This window comes from Chromohalobacter canadensis, assembly GCF_034479555.1.
In the GTDB taxonomy this organism is placed as follows: domain Bacteria; phylum Pseudomonadota; class Gammaproteobacteria; order Pseudomonadales; family Halomonadaceae; genus Chromohalobacter; species Chromohalobacter canadensis.
This window is the reverse complement of the sequence record NZ_CP140151.1, coordinates 762,406-781,791: the sequence shown is the minus strand read 5'-3', so window position 1 is coordinate 781,791 and position 19,386 is coordinate 762,406. Positions and strand designations below refer to the sequence as shown.

The window sequence follows — 19,386 nt, the reverse complement described above, 5'->3', positions numbered from 1 at the left end:
GCGCCCGTTATTGCCTTGTCAGAAGGAACGTTTGCCATGTCCCGGCCGTTGATCGCCGATATCGACCTTGGCGCCTTGCGCCACAATTACCGTCTTGCCTGCGATCAAGCGCCTCAAAGCCGCGCCATGGCGGTCCTCAAGGCGGGTGCCTACGGCCATGGCGCGCTCGAGTGCGCCAATGCCCTGGCCGATGTTGCCCCCGCGTTTGCCGTCGCGAGTATCGAGGAAGCCGTGGCGCTGCGTGAGGCGGGTATCGCGCAGCCGATCATGCTGCTGGAGGGATTCTTCGACGCCGAGGAATTGCCGCTCATCGACGCACATCGGCTCTGGGTCGCCGTACACAGCGATTGGCAGCTCGACGCCTTGCTGGCGTTTCGGCCTCAGGCGCCGATTCCGACCTGGCTAAAGCTGGATTCCGGCATGCATCGCCTGGGGTTCGCGCCGGAGGCCTTCGTGTCGCGTTGGCAGCGTCTGAAGGCGGCGCCGGATCAGGCCACCGACCTGCATCTGATGACGCACTTCGCCACTGCCGATGCGCTCGATCCTGGTTATTTTCGTCGTCAGATGGCGTGTGTCGAGGCGCTGCGCGAGCGGCTCGAGGCGCCGGTCTGCCTCGCCAATTCGCCGGCCACGTTGGCCTGGCCGCAGACGCACGGTGAATGGACACGTCCGGGCGTCATGCTCTATGGCAGTGATCCGCTGGAAGGTGCCAACGATGCGAGTCGCGCCCTCAAGCCAGTGATGACATTGCGATCTGAGGTCATCGCGGTGCGTGAATTGGAGACGGGGGAAGCGGTCGGCTACGGTGGGCGTTGGCGGGCACCACGCCCCTCACGCATTGGCGTGGTCGCGTGTGGCTACGGCGATGGTTACGATCGCCACGCAGGGGATGGCACGCCGGTGCTCGTCGAGGGACGGCGTGTGCCATTGGCCGGCAAGGTGTCCATGGACATGCTGACGGTCGATCTCACTGAGGTGCCCGAGGCGCACATCGGCAGCCAGGTCGTGCTGTGGGGTGAAGGGCTGTCCATTGATGAAGTGGCGCGTCACTGCGATACCATCAGCTATACGCTGATGACCGGGGTCTTGCCCCGCGTGCCACGTCGCTATCGGGTGGCCGACACAGTGTAAAAATCCGCTACAATGAGCGGCGTTTCGATGCCTCGAGAGAGATATGGCCAAGCACGTATTGCCTGATAATTTCGCCCATCCCCGCTATTGGCCCACCTGGCTGGCCATCGGGCTGATGCGTCTCGGTGCCTGGTTGCCCTGGCGCCTCAAAATGGCGGTAGGGCGCCTCATCGGCCTGTGTGCCTGGCGCTTCGCGCGCAGTCGCCGGCGCATTACCGAGACCAATCTGGCGTTATGCTTTCCAGAGTTGAGCGAGGAGGAGCGGTCTCGGCTGGTACGTGAGACCTTCATCGCCAACGGCAAGGGCATTCTCGAGACTGCTACTGGCTGGTGCCGTGATCCCGAGCATTTGCGCCATCGCGTGACTTTCAAGGGCGAAGAGCACATGACTCAAGCCTTGGCGCAGGGCAAAGGGGCGTTAATCATTGGGGTGCATTTCTCGACCCTCGACCTCGGCGGTGCGCTGCATTCGCTGTTCTTTCCTGCGGACGTCGTCTACCGGGCGCATGACAATCCGCTATTCGAGCGCTTCATGACGCGTGCACGACGGCGTATTTTCGGGCGTGCCATCGATCGCCATGACCTGCGCGGTGTGGTGCGTCGTATCAAGGAAGGGCACGCCGTGTGGTATTCGCCGGATCAGGATTTCGGCCGTGATGCCAGCGTCTTCGCACCCTTTTTCGGGGTCGAGGCTGCGACACTCAAATTGACGGCGAAGATTGCCCGTATGACGGGGGCGCCGGTGATGCCATTGATTTTTCATCGCAACCCCGGTGATGAGACGTACACGTTGGAATACCTGCCTGCGCTGGAAAATTTTCCGAGCGGGGACGATATTGCCGATGCCACACGCATCAACGGCCTCATTGAAGACGCCATTCGTCGCCACCCCGAGCAGTACCTATGGCTGCATCGGCGCTTCAAGACGCGGCCACGCGGTGAGGCCTCGCTGTATTCGAAGTGAAGGTAATGGCGAACGGTTCTCGCCATAATGATCTTGACGTTGAGCGGATTACGGACAACTCTTGAGGCGTCTCTCATGGACAATGAGAGCGAGGGTAGACAACATCCAACGGAAGGAAATCACTTATGCTCAATTATGCGATCATTTTTCTAATCATCGCCGTCGTTGCAGGTGTTCTCGGCTTTGGCGGTATTGCCGGGGCCGCCGCGACCATCGCCAAGGTCTTGTTCTTCGTCTTCTTGGTGCTGTTCGTGGTAACGCTCATTCGTGGCCGAGGTCGCTGACGCCACACGCATCAAGGCCTCATCGAAGAGGCCATTCGCCGGCAACTGTAAACTTTCCATAAGAAAACCCCACTAACCTTGCGGTTGTGGGGTTTCTTCAAGCTTACAACATCCAGCCCTAGCGAGGCCGGTCAGGCATCGATGCGCTTGTACTTCATGCGCTTGGGCGTGTCGCTGCCCACGCGCTGGCGGTAGTCTTCCTCGTACTCGCTATAATTGCCCTCGAAAAACTCCACACGGGACTCACCCTCGTAGGCGAGGATATGGGTCGCGATACGGTCGAGGAACCAGCGGTCGTGCGAGATGACCAGCGCACAGCCAGGGAAGGCGAGCAGCGCTTCTTCCAAGGCACGCAGCGTCTCGATGTCGAGATCGTTGGACGGTTCGTCGAGCAGCAGGACATTGGCGCCTTGCTTGAGGGTCTGTGCCAGTTGCAAGCGACCGCGCTCGCCCCCCGAAAGCTCCGATAGGCGTTTTTGCTGATCGTTGCCCTTGAAGTTGAAACGTCCCACGTAGGCACGTGAGGACATCTCGTAGCCATTGATGCTGATCATGTCCTGACCGTCGGATACCGCTTCCCAGACGGTCTGCTTGTCGTCGAGATGATCGCGCAACTGTTCCACGTAGGCGATATCCACGGTCTCACCGATAACGACCTCGCCGCTATCGGGCTGTTCCATGCCGGCGATTAGCTTGAACAGCGTAGACTTGCCGGCGCCGTTGCCGCCGACGATGCCTACGATGGCACCCTTGGGTAGCTGGAATGAGAGGTTCTCGAACAGCAGCTTGTCGTCGAAGCGCTTGGCCACATCGTGGAACTCGATGACCTTGTCACCTAGGCGCGGCCCGGGCGGAATGTAGATCTCGTTGGTTTCGTTGCGCTTCTGGAAATCGCCCGATTGCATTTCCTCGAAGCGGTTCAAGCGCGCCTTGCTCTTGGCCTGACGCCCCTTGGCGTTGCTGCGTACCCACTCGAGCTCTTGCTTGATCGCCTTGTTCTTGGAAGCCTCCTGCTTGGCTTCCTGCTCGAGGCGTTTTTCCTTCGATTCAAGCCACTGCGAGTAGTTGCCCTCGAAGGGAATGCCCTGGCCGCGGTCCAGCTCGAGAATCCAGCCGGCCACGTTGTCGAGGAAGTAGCGATCGTGGGTAATCGCCACTACGGTTCCGCTATAGTCGTGCAGATAACGTTCCAGCCAGGCCACCGATTCGGCGTCGAGGTGGTTGGTCGGCTCATCGAGCAGCAGCATGTCGGGGCTCGAGAGCAACAGACGACACAGTGCCACACGGCGGCGCTCGCCCCCAGAGAGGTTACCGACCTTAGCGTCCCAGGGCGGCAGGCGCAGAGCCTCGGCAGCGACTTCCAGCTTGCGTTCGATATTGTGCGCGTCGGCGGCCTCGATCAGATCCTCAAGACGCGCCTGCTCTGCAGCCAGAGCGTCGAAATCGGCATCCGGCTCGGCGTAGGCGACATACACCGCCTCGAGCTGCTCTTGGGCGTCCTTGATCTCGCTCAAGGCTTCTTCGACCGTCTCGCGGACGTTCTTTTCGTCGTCGAGCTCGGGCTCCTGCGGCAGATAGCCGATATTGATACCCGGCATGGGCCGCGCTTCGCCGTTATATTCCTTGTCCACACCGGCCATGATCCGTAACAGCGTGGACTTACCCGCGCCGTTGAGACCGAGCACGCCGATCTTCGCGCCAGGGAAGAAGGAAAGCGAAATATCCTTGAGGATTTCATGCTTGGGCGGGACGATCTTGCCCACCCGATTCATGGTATAGACGTATTGCGCCATGGAATTCCGGTTTGGTTGGGAAATGGATCACAAGTAACGATGATAGAGGGGGTGCGGCGTAAAGGCTAGCATGATGAAATCGCGTCTACTTGCCGCGTACCCATCGCTTGAAACTTCCTCTCAGGCCTGCTCACGCTCTGCCCGCAGACGCTCCAGCTCTTGCATGGCCTCGACGCGCTCGGTGACGTCTTTCTGCACCCCGACGAAATACGTCAGTTGGTCCTCGTCGTCGTAGACGGGGGTGATCGAGAGTTCGTTCCAGAACATTGAGCCATCCTTGCGGTAATTGCGAAGGATCTCCCGACATGGCTCTCCCTGGCGGAGCGCCTGACGGATTGCGTCCAGCTGAGGTTGATCGCGATCGTCGCCCTGCAGGAAACGACAGTCACGGTAGAGGATCTCGTCGGCACTGTAGCCGGTGAGTCTTTCAAAGCCCTGGTTGGCATAGATCAGGATGGTTTCGTCGCCTTCCTGTTCGGCCACCACGATGCCATCGTCTGACGCGTTGACAATACGTTCCAGTAGCGCCGGGCTGATCATGGGAGGTCGTTTCATCGTCTCTGCGTTCCTTGGGACTGTCATGCACTCATCATGGCCATGCCGGGGGTGGATTTCAACGCGACATGTCACATCTCGACCTCCGGCAGGCGCTGACTGGAGGCTGCCGCACCAAGGGCGCACAGCGCCAGGACCAGCAAGAGTCCACCGCTGCCGGTGAAGTGCGCGATGGCGCCCAGCAGCCCGCCCACCAGCAACATGAGAATCCCGGTGAAGGTATTGGAAAGCGCGACATACAAGGCACGCTTGTCGCTGCCTGCCATGTCGACCACATAGGTCTTGCGGCCCAGGCGCACCCCAGCATGGGCGATGACGAGCAGCGCGTACACCAGTGCGTACGGCCACACGCTGTCGCTCCACGCGCCGGGGAGCCAGGCGATGAATGCCGCCGCTGCACAGCACAACGCGGCAATCACGGCGCTATCGCGCATGACCTTGCGACTGGAACGGTCTGCAAGCTTGCCCCATATAGGGCTGGCGAGCATGCCCGCCAGGCCCGAGACCAGGATCATGATACCCAGACCACCGAGGTTGGAGCCGCTTTGTTGTTGTCCCAGCAGGGCGATATAGGGCAGCGCCAACGCGCTGGAAAGCAGCAGTGCCCGCGCCATGTTGAAATGCAGGAAGTGTCGGTCGGTACGCAGCAGACGCAGGCCTTCGCCGAGGCTGCTCCACACGTTCATGCCGCCTTCGGTGGCGCCGGGCTCTTCCTTGATGCGTGATGCCAAGAGAGCATTAAGCGCCCAGCCGAGCGTGGCGATGAGCAAGAGGATCGACAGCGCAATCTGCCCTGGACGATCGCCGAACAGCATCAGTACAGCGCCCACGGCTAGTGTGATGGCGCCTGCGGCGCTACCGCTCCATCCCATGAGCGTGCCGCGGCGTTGCTTGGAAATCGTCTTGCCCAGCACGTCCTTGGTGGCAATCGACGAGAGCCCACGGCCGAGCGATAGCACCACCAAGGCCGCGAGAACGATAGCGCCGCCCCAGGCGCCCTGGCCGAAAAGTGCCATGATGGCCATGACCAGCGCCGCGAGCGCTTGTACGATGCCGCCGGTGACCCATACGCCCTTGCGAATTGCCTTGAGGCGAATGTAACCGGCAACGAACACTTGCGGCAGCAGGGCGCCCGCCTCGCGGACCGGAACCAGAAAGCCTACCATCCACACCGGCGCGCCGAGGGCGCCCAGCAACCACGGCAATACCAGGCGGGCGCTGGAGAGCTCATCGGCGAGCTTGTTGCCCAGCGAGGCCAGTAAATGGCGCAGGAAGTTTCCGGGCTGCTCATGGCAGGCGGCATCAGGAATATCCTTGCATAGCCGACTATCTTCGTCGCCGGTCAAGCGCTCGTAGAGCCGCGTCAGGGAAGAGGCGCGATCACTCATGCGTTTTGTCCTTACGTTGTGCTCTTACTACGTTCAGTCCTTGCCGGCTGGCTGGTCGCGATTGTGTGACTTGTCCGAGGGGCGCGGTCACCGCATCATGGCCGCCTTATCCACCGACGAAGGCGCGTTCGCCATGTCCCGCATTCGCATCCATTATTGCACGCAATGTCACTGGTTGTTACGAGCCGGCTGGTATGCTCAGGAATTGTTGCAAACCTTCGGTGAAGATCTCGAGCACGTTGCGTTGGCGCCAAGTCACGGCGGCCATTTCGAGATCATCTACGATGACGACGACGTGATCTGGGAGCGCAAGCGCGATGGCGGCTTCCCCGATATAAAATGGCTCAAGCAGCAGGTGCGCGACCGGCTCGACCCCGAGCGAGACTTGGGGCATACCGATCGATAAAGCACTACCACCAATGCTTGCGCTTGAGTAGCCACATCACGCCTAACCCCATCACCACGGTGAGTGTGATGAAGACGGCGAAACCATAAGGGCTGTCGGCCCCGGGGATGCCGCCTACGTTGATGCCCAGTAGTCCGGTCAAGAAGCTCAAGGGCAGGAAAACGGTGGTGATGATGGCCAGCATGTACATGCGCTGGTTGAGCTGCTCGTTGTGCTCGCTCCAGATTTGCTCCTGAAGGATCAACGCACGTTCCTGCATGGCACTGAAATCCTCGACGTAGCGTGAGAGCTGGTTGGCGTTCTCGCGTAATGCCACTTGGGTCGTCTCATCGATCCACTGAGGACTTTGGGCAAGCTGCGAAAGACAGTCGCGTTGCGGTCCCATGAAACGTCGCAGGGTGATCAAGGGGCGGCGCAGCCGGGTAAGGTCATCGGCGTCGACATCGCCCTTGGCAAGTTGCAATTCTTCGAGCTCGCCGAGGGCGTTATCGAGTTGGTGGGAATAGTCACCGACCTGATCCACCAGCGCCTCGACCAGCCAGGCGAGCAGATCGGGCACCGATAGTGCGCCGTCGCCGGCATCCAGGCGTTCACGGACATCGCTGGCTGCCTTCAGCGGACGGCGGCGCAGCGTAATCATGCGCTTGGGCGTCATCCACACGCGCAGCGAAATCATGTCGTCCATGGCGGCGCCAGGGTTGTGGTTGACGCCACGCAGCGTGGTGACGATGCCGCGTCCGAACTTGGCGACGCGCGGACGCGTGTCTTCCTCGAGCAATGCCTCGACCACTGTCTCGTCGAGCTCGGCCAAGTCGTTGAGATAGGTCGCGACATCGTCATGGCGAAAGTCGAGATGCATCCATACGGGGGCCTCATCGCTGGTCCAGGCGGCCTGCAACTCGCTCACGCTCAATAATTCACCACCACCTTGACCGTTCAGCCGGTAGGCGGCCACCAGCGCGGTGTCCATGTCACTCATCGAGATCTCCTTGTCGACGATTAGCCTTGTACGCTAAGCATGAGTGAAATAGTCATCGCTGATATGCGTAAAATCAACCGCGCAGGCAAGACGCCTGCGCCAGCGTCAGTGCGTCTCTAATCATGCGTCGTCGAGGCTTGTTTCAGCATGGGCGCGAGGCCTTCCCACACATTGTCGAGGATAGTGGGCTGCGCTTCGGCGGTGGGATGAATGCCGTCGTCCTGCATCATGGCATCTTGTAGGGCGATACCGTCGAGAATGAAGGGCACCAGGGGGATGGCGTATTCTTCACTGAGCTGTCGGAAGACGCCACGAAAGGCATCGGTGTAAGAGGCGCCGTAATTGGGCGGTATTTCGATGCCCAGTAGTAGTACGCGTGCGTCCGCTGCCTGGCTTTTTTCGATCATGTCACGCAAATTGAGCTTCATCTGCTGTGGTGAAAGCCCACGCAGGCCGTCGTTACCGCCCAGTTCGAGCAGCACGATGTCGGGTGAGTGACGCTCGAGCAGTTCCGGCAGGCGTGCAGCGCCGCTCGAGGTGGTATCGCCACTGATGCTGGCATTGATGACTTGGTGCTGACGGCCCAGGCGTTGTCGAAGCAAGTTGACCCAGCCTGCGTCACGCTCGATGCCGTGAGCCGCGCTCAGGCTATCGCCGACCACCAGCAGGGTATCGGCGCGAACATTCACGGCATGCCCCGCGGCGAAACACAACATGGTGACCATCAGGACGCGCATGCCTCCGCGTATCCAGGAAGAGGAATTCTCACGCATGTCCGACGACTCCTTGAGTGAAGCTAAAACCCCCATTTTACACGCAAGTCACGTCGCGCAGCGCGTGCGCAGCGGTGAGCGTGTACTGACAATTCTCGACGACTTGGCGTTGGACGTCCATGGCGGCGAAAGCGTGGCCATCTTGGGTAGTTCCGGATCGGGCAAGTCGACCCTGCTAGGCTTGCTGGCGGGGCTGGATACGCCCAGTGAAGGCGATATCCGGTTATTCGGTGAATCGCTGAACGATCTGGACGAGGATGGCCGGGCGCGATTGCGCGCCGGTCGAGTCGGTTTCGTGTTTCAGAACTTTCAATTGCTGCCCACGCTGACGGCACTGGAAAACGTGTTGCTGCCACAAGAGTTGTCGCCGGGCCCCGACGACGATCAGCGGGCACGTACCTGGCTGTCTCGGGTGGGGCTCGGCGAGCGCCTGTCGCATCTCCCCAAGCAGCTCTCCGGCGGTGAACAGCAACGCGTGGCGGTGGCCCGCGCCTTCGTCAGCCATCCCAGGCTGGTTTTCGCCGACGAGCCCACCGGCAACCTCGACCGAGCCACGGGGGCGTATATCATCGACTTGCTGTTCGAACTCAACCGGGAAATGGGCACGACCTTGATATTGGTCACGCACGATCATGCTCTGGCGCGACGCTGCGAGCGATGCCTGCGCCTTGAAGAAGGGCGCCTACAGGCCATGAGCCACGACGAGGTGGTCTCGTGAAGGCGCTCTCGCTATCGCTCAAGGGGTTGTGGCGTGATCTTCGTGCCGCCGACGTGCGGGCGCTGTTCGTGGCGCTGGCGCTGGCGGTGGCGGCCTCGACGATGGTCGGTTTCTTCCTGGATCGTCTTGACCGAGGGCTGACCCGGCAGGCCGGGCAGTTGATGGGCGGCGATCTGGTGCTTGAGCAGAGCGATCCCTTCTCCGAGGAGCTTCGTCAGACGCTTCGCGATGCTGGGCTGATGCTCTCGCAGCAGGTCGACCTGATTTCGATGGTCAGTCGCGACGATGCCTTCCAGCCGGCCAGTCTTAAGGTCGTTGACGCCGCTTATCCGTTGTATGGGCAAGTGCGCGTCGATCGGGGCGAGGGCCTCGAAATGCTGGCTCACGGCCCCGCGCCCGGCAGCGTGTGGGTGGCGCCGCGCCTGGCGCGGCTGATGGAACTCGAGATAGGTGACTCGCTCGCGATAGGCGACAGCACGCTCATTGTAAGTGGCCTGATCGAGCGCGAGCCGGATCAGAGCGCGGGGTTTTCGGCCTTCAATCCACGCGTGATGATGCACCGCGATGACCTGGCGGCGACCGATCTGGTGCAGCCCGGCTCGCGGCTCGAATACGAACTGCTGGCCCAGGGGCCGCCCGAAGCGGTGGCGCGTGTACAGTCACGCCTAGAGAGCCTGCGCGATAACGGTGTCGAAGTCCGCGATGTGCGCGAGGATCGTCCTCGGCTGGGCGGTGCGCTGGATCGCGCCCAACGCTACCTGAGCCTATCGGGACTGGCCGCAGTATTGTTGGCAGGGGTCGCGGTAGCCATGGCCACGCGTCGCTATGTCGATCGCCATTTGGATACTGCGGCGTTGTTACGCTGTTTCGGCGCCTCTCAGCGACAACTCGTGACATTGTTTGCCCTGCAGCTCGCCTGGCTGGCATTGGCGGCTGCGGTGGTGGGGGCGCTCTTGGGTCTGCTGGGACAGGCTGGCTTGCTGGTGATTCTGACGAATTTCTTGCCGCTCGAACTGCCGCCGCCGGGACCATTGCCGCTATTGATGGGGGTGCTGACCGCGCTGGCGGTGCTCATCGGCTTCGCCGGTCCCACCCTGTTGCGTCTCAAGCGTGTGAGCGCGCTCAAGGTGCTACGGCGAGAACTCGATCCCGTGCCCATGGCCGGCTGGGCCGTGGTGGTCATCGCCAGTGGCGTTTTCGGTGCCTTGCTATGGTTGTATTCGGGCGATTTCACGCTCTCGCTGGGGCTTTTGATCGGCGGCGAACTGGCGCTGGCGGCCTTGTGGCTATTGGGCCACGGGCTACTCTCGGGGCTACTGCGACTGGTGCGAGGCGTCGCCGGCGAGCGCCGCCATGGCGCGCGGCACGCTTGGCGTCTCGGCGCGCGACAATTGGCCCGCCGTCGACATGCCAGCTTGGGGCAGTTGCTGGCCTTCTCGGTCACCTTCGCTGCCATGGCGATCATTGCCCTCGTGCGCGGCGATCTGGTGACGGCCTGGGAATCGCAATTGCCCGAGGATACGCCCAACTACTTTGCTATCAATATTCAGCCGGCCGAACGCGAAGGCTTTCGACAGATCGTTGAGGGGGCCAGCGATACGCGTAGTGCTTTGTATCCCATCGTACGTGGGCGGCTGGTCGCCATCGATGGCGATGCCGCCGAGGACGCCGTACCGGCCGAGCAACGTGACGCCAATGTGCTGCGGCGTGAGCTCAATCTAACCTGGCGTGAGACATTGCCCGAGGGCAACCGCATCGTCGCCGGCGAGTGGTTCGATGCAGGCGCGCCTGCCGAAGACGGCCGCCCGGTGCCGATCTCCATGGAACAGGAGCTGGCCGAGCGCCTAGACGTGACGCTTGGTGAGGTGCTGCGCTTCGATATCGGCGGCGAAACGGTCGAGGGACGCGTCACCAGCCTGCGCAGCCTCGACTGGGAAAGCTTCCGGCCCAACTTCTTCGTGATCTTTCCTCCGGGGACGCTTGAGCGCTTCAGCCACAGCTATATCACGGCGTTTCACCTGGAAGATGAGCGCCAGGCGGTCATCGGTAAGCTGGTATCGCGCTATCCCGGCGTCTCGCTGCTCAATGTCGACGCGATTCTCGAGCAAGTCCGCGAGTTGCTGGGGCAAGTGACGCGTGCCATCGAACTGGTGCTGGTATTCGTGTTGTTGGCGGGGATCAGCGTGCTCTATGCCGCGCTCACCGCAAGCCGCCCGATGCGCGCGCACGAAAGCGCTCTGCTGCGTGTGTTCGGTGCCGGCGATCGGATGATCGCTCAGATTCAAGGTGCTGAATTCGCACTGCTGGGCATCGCCAGCGGGCTGCTGGGCGCATTGCTGGCGGAAGCGGCGGCGCTGGGTGTCTACCTGATGTGGTTCGATCTACCGCCGCGCTTGCATTGGCCGCTATGGGTCGTGATGCCCTTGGGCGGTGGGCTGCTCATCGGAGGTATCGGTCATCTGTTGACCCGTCAGGTACGTCGTCAAGCGCCCATGGAAAGCCTGCGGCTATTGGGGGAAACCTGAGGTGGTACTAGGCACGCAAGAAGCCCCGCCGAGGATCGTTTGATCGTTCGGCGGGGAGGACCAAACTTGCAGGGCATTGTCGGTAAGCGGGCATCCATGCCCCATGCAATCCTTCCACTCGGCGACGAACTGCCGACGAGCAGCGCCACTGTAGCGTTCAAAGGCAAGGTGCAGAAGATGAGTTCACTCATCGCCACGTGCGGTTTTGGTCATCGCGTACATGCTTGAGCGATCCTAAAGCGACCATGAGAAATCATGCAGCGACGGATGACTGCCTTTCATATGAAAGGCATCGCGCGCTGCGCTATCATGGCCCTTCGTTGACCCCGTGCGGCGCCCGCCGCGCAGACCTTCCGTGATTCGAGGACTCTCGCCGATGTTCACCCGTGACATGCAGATTGCCGGTTTCGATGATGCCCTGTGGGACGCCATGCAGCAGGAGGTGGGCCGTCAGGAAGCGCACATCGAGCTGATCGCCTCCGAGAACTATGCTAGCCCGCGCGTCATGCAGGCGCAGGGTACGCAACTGACCAACAAGTACGCGGAAGGTTACCCCGGCAAGCGTTATTACGGCGGCTGCGAGCACGTCGATGTCGTCGAGCAGATGGCCATCGACTACGCCAAGGAACTATTCGACGCGAGCTACGCCAACGTTCAGCCGCATTCCGGCTCTCAGGCCAACGGCGCTGTGTTTCAGGCGTTGGTCAAGCCCGGCGATACCGTACTGGGCATGAGCCTCGACGCGGGTGGCCACCTGACCCACGGTGCCAAGCCGAACTTCTCCGGCAAACATTACAACGCTGTGCAGTACGGCCTCGACGACAACGGCCTGATCGATTACGACCAGGTCGCTAGTCTGGCGCGCGAGCACCAGCCGAAGATGATCATTGCCGGTTTCTCGGCCTATTCGCAGATCATCGATTGGGCCAAGTTCCGCGAGATCGCCGACGAGGTGGGGGCCTACCTGCTCGTCGACATGGCGCATATCGCGGGTTTGGTCGCGGCGGGTGTCTATCCCAGCCCCTTGCCTCATGCGCATGTGGTCACCACCACCACGCACAAGACCCTGCGCGGACCGCGCGGTGGTTTGATTCTCTCCGCCGAAAACGACGCCGAGATCGAGAAGAAGTTTCAATCCGCCGTCTTCCCCGGTGGGCAGGGCGGCCCGTTGATGCATGTCATCGCCGCCAAGGCAATCTGCTTCAAGGAAGCCATGGAGCCCGACTTCAACGCCTACCAGCAGCAGGTAGTGATCAACGCCAAGGCCATGGCCAGCGTGTTCATCGAGCGGGGCTATGACGTCGTATCCGGCGGCACCGAAGACCACCTCTTCCTGCTCTCGCTGGTCAAGCAAGGCCTGACCGGCAAGGACGCCGATGCCGCGCTGGGCCGCGCGCATATCACCGTCAACAAGAACGCCGTGCCGGGCGATCCGCAGAGCCCGTTCGTCACCTCGGGGCTGCGCATCGGCACGCCGGCCGTGACCACGCGTGGCTTCGGCGAGAGTGAGTGCGCCGATCTCGCCGGCTGGATCTGCGATATTCTCGATGCCATGCAGCAGGGCGATACCGCGCAGGCGGAGGCCGACGTCAAGGCCAAGGTCGAAGCCGTCTGTGCGCGGTTGCCGGTGTATCGTTAAACCGTGATGGCCTCCTGACGGAGGGCACATCCTGATGAGATCCCCCGCTTTTCGTGATGCTGCGAAGCGGGGGATTTTCTTTTCTCGCCACTGCTAAGTGGTATTCTCTTGCTAAGGAAAGCGGGCCTGTTTCCTCGCCATACGGGACTCTGCCTTTCAGTGTTGCATGTCGCTATTTCCCGTTAGCACTAAGGTCTAAGAGCAATACGGCCGAAAATGCTGGAACCTATGTCGGACATAGAGGTAAATTTGTCCAACAAGGCAGGCGGAGCCGTTTATGCGCCCCTCTTCACTTTCCGGTACCACGGCACGACCCGATATCGCCGAGTCGTTGGCCGAGGCGATTTTCAGTGGCCGTTATGCACCCGGTGACTTGATTCCCCGCGAGCTGGATCTCTGCGAGACGTATGGCGTCAGCCGAAGCACGGTGCGTAGCGTCTTGCAGAACTTGGTATCGGCGGGGCTTTTGGTGCGGATCTCAGGCCAGGGCACGCGGGTGCGTGAGCTGACCCAGTGGCATATGCTCGATCCGCGAGTGACCGAGTGGATGGCGCGCTATGCCGAGCCCAATCCGCGCTTCCAACGTGAAATCTATGCGTTCCGTGTGGCTGTCGAGCCGTTCGTGGCGTATCTGGCGGCCAGCGCTGCCACGGCGACCGATCTGCTGGCAATCGAGCAGGCCTACGAGGGCATGATGCGAAGCCTCGATGCGCCCGATCATTGCTGGGAAGGGCGCTCGCACGATGATTATGACGTGGCCTTCCATGAGGCGATTTTCGCTGCGACGCACAATGTGGTGTGGACGCAGCTCAGTCATGTGCTGCGGCCCACGATTACGGTGCTGGTCCAGCGCTCCAACCAAAGCGCCGATGAGCTCGCCGATAGCATGGAACGCCACCGCAAGGTAATGGAGGCGATTCGCCTGCGTCAGCCGGCGCGGGCACAAGCCTGTGCCTTGGCGGTTCTCGAGCGCACCGGGCAGGATCTGGGAATCGCTGAAACCCCGGCGGACTTACCTTCATTATCCCCGCTTGGCGGCGCCACTCCCGACGGGCGGTGAGCGTGTCATCACTTTTGCATCGACAAGGAGACCTCTCGTGAAGATTACCCAGCTCAAGACCTGGCAAGTACCGCCGCGTTGGCTGTTCCTCAAGATCGAAACCGATGAAGGGTGCTACGGCTGGGGCGAGCCGGTCGTGGAAGGACGCGCGGCCACCGTCGAGGCGGCGGTGCACGAACTCGCCGACTATCTGGTTGGCCAGGATCCGCACCGTATCGAATACCTTTGGGACACGATGTACCGTGCGGGCTTCTATCGTGGCGGTCCTATCCTGATGAGCGCCATCGCGGGGATCGACCAGGCGCTGTGGGACCTCAAGGGGCGCGATCTCGGTGTGCCCGTGTATCAGTTGCTGGGCGGCAAGGTGCGCGACAAGATGCGCATGTACGCCTGGACCGGCGGTGATCGACCCAGCGACGTGGGTGCAGGCGCCAAGGCGTTGGTCGACAAGGGATTCACGGCGTTCAAGATGAACGGCACGCCGGAAATGCAGATCGTCGATTCGCACCGCAAGATCGACGAGGCCGTGGCGCGGGTCGCCGAGGCACGCGAGGTGGTGGGCCCGGACGTGGGCATCGCCATCGACTTTCATGGGCGTGTGCATCGTCCCATGGCCAAGGTTCTGATGCGCGAGTTGGAGCCCTATCACCCGATGTTCGTCGAGGAGCCGGTGCTGCCCGAGCATCTGCCTAGCCTCAAGCACATTGCCGGCGGCCTGGGCTACCCCATTGCGACCGGCGAGCGGTTGCATACCCGCTATCAGTTTCGCGATCTACTGGCGGACGGCATGGTGGATATCATCCAGCCCGATCTCTCGCACTGCGGCGGCATCAGTGAGGGTATGAAGATTGCCTCGCTGGCGTCGTGTCACGATGTCGCGCTGGCGCCACATTGCCCGCTGGGGCCGTTGACGCTGGCTGCTTCGCTGCATGTGGATGCGGTGAACCACAATGCGTTCATCCAGGAGCAGAGCATGGGCATCCACTACAATCGTGATAACGATGTACTGGATTACCTGGTCGACAAATCCGCGCTGGCCATCACCGATGGCTTCTGCGCGATTCCCGAAGGGCCCGGCCTGGGAGTCGAGATCGACGAGGAATTCGTCGAGGAGCGCGCCAAGGTGGGGCATCGCTGGCGCAACCCGGTGTGGACGCACGAGGATGGGTCGATAGCGGAGTGGTAAAGGAGGCTTTATGAACGAGACACAACGCGCCGCGCTCGACGCGGCACTCAGGGAATTGCCGCTGGTGGCGATTCTACGTGGTATCCGCCCCGAAGAAATCGATAAGGTCTTCGACGAGTTGGTCGAGGCGGGGTTTCGTCTGATCGAGATCCCGCTCAACTCTCCCTTGCCATGGAAGAGTATCGAACGCGTTGCGGCACGTTGCCCTGAGCATGTGCTGGTGGGCGCCGGTACGGTGCTGGAGGCCACTGATACAGCCGAACTGGCGCGTCTTGACGCCCCGTTGATGGTCACCCCCAACAGCGACCCCGAGGTGATTCGTGCCGGTGTCGAGCAGGGGCTGGCTCCTCTGGTCGGCTGCATGACGCCGAGTGAGGCGTTGAGCGCGGCGCGTGCCGGTGCTACGGCGCTCAAGCTATTCCCGGCTGGGCGTCTGGGAACCGGTTACTTCAAGGATATCAGTGCCATCCTGCCGCCCGAGCTTCCGGTATTCGCGGTGGGAGGCATCGACAAGAGCAACATGTCGGATTGGCATGGCGTGGGCATTCGTGGTTTCGGTTTTGGGAGCAACCTTTACCGTCCCGGGCGCAGCGCCGTCGAGGTGGGCGAGGTCGCGCGCGAGCTCGTCGCCGAATGGCGGCGGCTCGAGGAACTCTACACCATGACCGAATTGTTCGAGCACGAGGGCGATCAATGAGCGCCGAGCAGCGACTGATCGTCATCGACTGGGGCACCAGCAATTTTCGGGCGTTTCTAGTCGATCGGCAAAGCGGTGCCTGCCTCGAGTCGCGGCGTAGCGAGGCAGGGCTCAAGGCGCTGGAAACCGCTGAGTTTCCGCATTACTGCCAGGCTCAAGTCGGCGATTGGCGAGAAGGCGGTCGGGTGCCCGTCTATCTGGCGGGCATGGTCGGTTCCAAGCGCGGCTGGAGTGAGGCACCGCAGCTCGATTTGCCCGTCTCGGGGCGTGATCTCGCCGCCCATGTCGTGGCCGCACCGGGGTTGGAAAACACCTGGATCGTGCCGGGCGTGAAGCACGTCGATGAGACGCACTGTGACGTCATGCGCGGTGAAGAGGTTCAGGCATTTGGTGCCCTGGCGCTGGCGGGCGTCTTCGACGCCGACTGCTGCCTGCCCGGCACCCACAGCAAGTGGGCGCGACTACGCGATGGTCGCCTGACGGCCTTCACTACGCTGATGACCGGCGAGCTTTACCATGCGGTACGCTTCCACACCCTGCCGGGCGAACCCGCCCGCGATGACGCGCCGTTCGATGAAGGTGCATTTCGCCAGGGACTGGCGCGTGCCCATAGCGAGGACGGCGTGCTGCATGCGCTATTCGAGGCGCGCAGCCGACACCTCTATCGCGGTCTGTATGCCGAGCAGGTAGGCAGCTTCATCTCCGGGGTGTTGATCGGTGAGGAAGTCCGTGCGATGCGCGCCACGCGCCCCGATCTCGAGCGCTTGCTGTTGATCGGCGCCGAAGCTCTACGGCGTCCTTATACGCTGGCGCTCGAAACGGCCGGTCTCGAGGTCACGCCGCTGGATAGCGATGCGGCGACGCTCGCCGGGTTGGCGGTGATTGCCGAACATCATCACGCCGAGTAACGCGTTCTGCCCAAGGTCAAGGCTTTATACGCCCCGTTATAGTGCATTAGATGCGCTGCGACGGGGCATTTTTGTGTCTGGAGGAAGGCAATGCACCGTTGCGACGCGTGCATGAGTCCTTGGTGGCCGGGCTCGCAGGGTTGCTTATCAGAGGGTGGCACGATCCGTGCTACCTTCATCTGAAGAGCACCTTTCATGATCGCATCGAGATCGTGTGGCGCATTCCAGGACATGTGAGGCGGTGCCAAGGGGAGAAGGCTCATGACGCAGTCGGTTTCGCATACGCCGTGGCTGGTGTTCACCGATTTGGATGGCACGCTACTCGACCACGACAGCTATACGTGGCAACCCGCCGCCGCCTGGTTGACTCGGCTCGCCGAGGCCGATGTCGCGGTGATTCCCACGACCAGCAAGACCCGCGAGGAACTACTGGCCCTGCGCAATGAACTGGGGCTCACGGCGACGCCGTTCATCGCCGAGAACGGCGCGGTGATCGGATTGCCGGCGCGTTGGCAACATGCTCGGCTGGATCGTGACCCCGCCGCGCCGGGTGGATTGATCGTCAAGACGCCGTCGCTGGATATAGGGTTCATCCGCAGACGGCTCGACGTGTTGCGTGAGCGGCTGGGCGTGCGCTTTCGCAGCATGGCGGAATTGTCCCTCGAGACGCTGTGCGAGTTGACTTCGCTGAGTGCCGACAAAGCGCGTCAAGCGTTGGCCCGCGAAGGCAGCGAGCCGTTGATATGGGACGACGACGAGGCCGCGCTGGCGCGCTTTCGACGGGCCCTGGAAAGCGATGGCTTGCGGCTGACTCGGGGTGGGCGCTTCTGGCATGTGATGGGGGCGGTCGACAAGGGCCAGTCGCTGCGCTGGCTGGTCGAGCGTTATACGGCGCTACGTGGTGTCAGGCCCGCGACCGTGGGGCTGGGCGATGGACCCAACGATATCAGCCTGCTCGAGGCCGTCGATCACCCGATACTGGTGCGCGGCAAGCATGGTGCGACGGTCAACGTTGCCACTGAAGCACCACTCTTCCGCACCCGGCAACCCGGTCCCGACGGTTGGGCTGAGGGCATCGCCGATTGGTGGCAGACCTGCATGGATGCGACGTCCGAAGACAAGACTCCCCAGGAGGGCACGTCACGATGAGCGATTTCTACCAGAACGGTATCGTCACCACCTTTCATAATCTCACCCAGCGTCCGGTGGAAGCCCTGGAAGCCGATTTGATGAGGTTTTCCAAGCGCCGGCCGATGGGCTTGATTCTGCCGTCGCTGTTCTCCGAACTCGAGGGGCCTGCGTTGTCGAATATCGTCGATGAACTGGCGCAGGTGCCGTATCTCTCGGAGATCGTGATCGGGCTGGATCGCGCCGATCGTGACCAGTTCTTGCGCGCCCGTGAATTCTTCTCGCGCCTGCCGCAGCATCATCGCATTTTGTGGAACGATGGCCCGCGTCTGTCGGCGCTGGATGCCGAGTTGAACGCCCTCGACCTAGCGCCGCAGGAGCCCGGCAAGGGACGTAACGTGTGGTACTGCAGCGGTTATGTGCTGGCTTCTGCGCGCACGGAAGCGGTAGCGCTGCACGATTGCGATATCGTGACCTATGACCGCGGCATGCTGGCGCGGCTGCTGTATCCGGTTGCTAATCCGCAGTTCAACTACGAGTTCTGCAAGGGCTATTACTCGCGGGTGGCCGATAACAAGCTCAACGGGCGCGTGGCGCGGCTGATGGTGACCCCGTTGATCCGCGCGTTGAAGATGGTCTTCGGGCCGCTGCCGTACCTGGAGTATCTGGACAGCTATCGTTACCCGCTCTCGGGGGAGTTCTCGATGCGCGCCGATGTGCTCGACGGCATTCGCATTCCCAGCGACTGGGGACTGGAGATCGGCGTGTTATCGGAGGTTCACCGCAACCATTCGACCAAGCGGCTGTGCCAGGTGGATATCGCCGATGCTTACGATCACAAGCACCAGCCCGTTTCACCGGACGATCCCAGCGGCGGTCTCAATCGCATGAGCCTGGACATCGCCAAGGCCATGTTCCGCAAGCTAGCGACACTGGGCGTGCCCATTCACTCCGAGACCTTCCGCACCATCAAGGCAACCTACTATCGTACCGCATTGGATCTGATCGAGGCCTACGATAACGACGCGCGCATGAATGGCCTGGCGCTCGACCGCCATAGCGAGGAGCAAGCGGTGGAACTTTTCACCGCGAACATTCTCGAGGCGGGGGCGTCGTTTCTCGAATCGCCTCGCGACAAGCCGTTCATTCCCAGTTGGAACCGGGTAAGCGCGGCGATCCACGACCTCAAGGAACGCATGTACGAGGCCGTGGAACTCGACAATCAGGGCCAGGTCTGACCCGCGAGGCATGC

The 19,386-nt window shown here is 61.8% G+C and carries 18 protein-coding genes; 13 read left to right on the top strand and 5 right to left on the bottom strand.

Annotation, left to right across the window (positions count from 1 at the left end; genetic code table 11):
• Positions 1–36: 36 nt before the first annotated feature.
• From alr to SR908_RS03755, 3 genes are all read left to right on the top strand, one after another.
• Positions 37–1,131, top strand: a complete 1,095-nt coding sequence (gene alr / locus SR908_RS03765) for an alanine racemase (protein ID WP_246920225.1) — start codon at positions 37–39, stop codon at positions 1,129–1,131.
• Between the two features lie 43 nt (positions 1,132–1,174).
• Entirely contained in the window at positions 1,175–2,095 is a 921-nt protein-coding gene (gene lpxL, locus SR908_RS03760; RefSeq protein WP_246920227.1) for an LpxL/LpxP family Kdo(2)-lipid IV(A) lauroyl/palmitoleoyl acyltransferase, read from the top strand.
• A gap of 125 nt (positions 2,096–2,220) precedes the next feature.
• Positions 2,221–2,379 carry a DUF1328 family protein gene (locus SR908_RS03755; RefSeq protein ID WP_075368045.1) on the top strand — a complete coding sequence of 53 codons (159 nt, stop codon included), beginning with the start codon at positions 2,221–2,223 and terminating at the stop codon, positions 2,377–2,379.
• Between the two features lie 131 nt (positions 2,380–2,510).
• Here SR908_RS03755 and ettA read toward each other — a convergent pair whose 3' ends face one another.
• From ettA to SR908_RS03740, 3 genes are all read right to left on the bottom strand, one after another.
• Complete coding sequence (gene ettA, locus SR908_RS03750) at positions 2,511–4,172, bottom strand: energy-dependent translational throttle protein EttA (protein WP_246920231.1); 1,662 nt, start codon at positions 4,170–4,172, stop codon at positions 2,511–2,513.
• Positions 4,173–4,292: 120 nt separating this feature from the next.
• On the bottom strand, positions 4,293–4,727 hold the full coding sequence (locus SR908_RS03745) for a PAS domain-containing protein (RefSeq protein ID WP_246920235.1): 435 nt from the start codon (positions 4,725–4,727) through the stop codon (positions 4,293–4,295).
• A 71-nt stretch (positions 4,728–4,798) separates the two neighbouring features.
• A complete protein-coding gene (locus SR908_RS03740; protein ID WP_246920238.1) occupies positions 4,799–6,115 on the bottom strand; it encodes an MFS transporter in 1,317 nt (438 codons plus the stop codon).
• Between the two features lie 133 nt (positions 6,116–6,248).
• Between SR908_RS03740 and SR908_RS03735 the strand changes: the two genes are divergently transcribed.
• A complete protein-coding gene (locus SR908_RS03735; RefSeq protein ID WP_097022231.1) occupies positions 6,249–6,521 on the top strand; it encodes a SelT/SelW/SelH family protein in 273 nt (90 codons plus the stop codon).
• 4 nt (positions 6,522–6,525) lie between these two features.
• Here the strand turns inward: SR908_RS03735 and SR908_RS03730 are convergent, their stop codons facing one another.
• Both SR908_RS03730 and SR908_RS03725 read right to left on the bottom strand, forming a co-directional pair.
• Positions 6,526–7,500 carry a zinc transporter ZntB gene (locus SR908_RS03730; RefSeq protein WP_246920240.1) on the bottom strand — a complete coding sequence of 325 codons (975 nt, stop codon included), beginning with the start codon at positions 7,498–7,500 and terminating at the stop codon, positions 6,526–6,528.
• A gap of 116 nt (positions 7,501–7,616) precedes the next feature.
• Positions 7,617–8,216 carry an arylesterase gene (locus SR908_RS03725; protein WP_378075554.1) on the bottom strand — a complete coding sequence of 200 codons (600 nt, stop codon included), beginning with the start codon at positions 8,214–8,216 and terminating at the stop codon, positions 7,617–7,619.
• Between the two features lie 55 nt (positions 8,217–8,271).
• On the opposite strand from SR908_RS03725, the gene SR908_RS03720 reads away from it, so the two are divergent.
• From SR908_RS03720 to SR908_RS03680, 9 genes are all read left to right on the top strand, one after another.
• Positions 8,272–8,991: an ABC transporter ATP-binding protein gene (locus tag SR908_RS03720; protein ID WP_040242543.1), complete on the top strand. Its 720-nt coding sequence runs from the start codon at positions 8,272–8,274 to the stop codon at positions 8,989–8,991.
• Positions 8,988–11,516 carry an ABC transporter permease gene (locus tag SR908_RS03715; protein ID WP_246920241.1) on the top strand — a complete coding sequence of 843 codons (2,529 nt, stop codon included), beginning with the start codon at positions 8,988–8,990 and terminating at the stop codon, positions 11,514–11,516. Before SR908_RS03720 ends, SR908_RS03715 begins: the two co-directional genes overlap by 4 nt.
• 376 nt (positions 11,517–11,892) lie before the next feature.
• A complete protein-coding gene (gene glyA, locus SR908_RS03710; protein WP_246920242.1) occupies positions 11,893–13,155 on the top strand; it encodes a serine hydroxymethyltransferase in 1,263 nt (420 codons plus the stop codon).
• A gap of 277 nt (positions 13,156–13,432) precedes the next feature.
• The gene (locus tag SR908_RS03705; RefSeq protein WP_246920244.1) at positions 13,433–14,215 is read left to right on the top strand and encodes a FadR/GntR family transcriptional regulator; all 783 of its coding nucleotides are present in this window, start codon (positions 13,433–13,435) and stop codon (positions 14,213–14,215) included.
• A gap of 37 nt (positions 14,216–14,252) precedes the next feature.
• The gene (gene dgoD / locus SR908_RS03700; RefSeq protein WP_246920247.1) at positions 14,253–15,401 is read left to right on the top strand and encodes a galactonate dehydratase; all 1,149 of its coding nucleotides are present in this window, start codon (positions 14,253–14,255) and stop codon (positions 15,399–15,401) included.
• Between the two features lie 10 nt (positions 15,402–15,411).
• Entirely contained in the window at positions 15,412–16,098 is a 687-nt protein-coding gene (locus SR908_RS03695; protein ID WP_052445003.1) for a 2-dehydro-3-deoxy-6-phosphogalactonate aldolase, read from the top strand.
• Positions 16,095–17,006, top strand: coding sequence for a 2-dehydro-3-deoxygalactonokinase (locus tag SR908_RS03690; protein ID WP_246920252.1), 912 nt, complete (start codon positions 16,095–16,097; stop codon positions 17,004–17,006). The genes SR908_RS03695 and SR908_RS03690 overlap by 4 nt, the downstream gene beginning before the upstream one ends.
• A gap of 261 nt (positions 17,007–17,267) precedes the next feature.
• Positions 17,268–18,155 (top strand): HAD-IIB family hydrolase, encoded by an 888-nt coding sequence (locus SR908_RS03685; protein ID WP_075370503.1) that lies wholly within the window; start codon positions 17,268–17,270, stop codon positions 18,153–18,155.
• A complete protein-coding gene (locus tag SR908_RS03680; RefSeq protein ID WP_075370502.1) occupies positions 18,152–19,372 on the top strand; it encodes a glycosyltransferase family protein in 1,221 nt (406 codons plus the stop codon). Before SR908_RS03685 ends, SR908_RS03680 begins: the two co-directional genes overlap by 4 nt.
• The last annotated feature ends 14 nt before the right edge of the window (positions 19,373–19,386 follow it).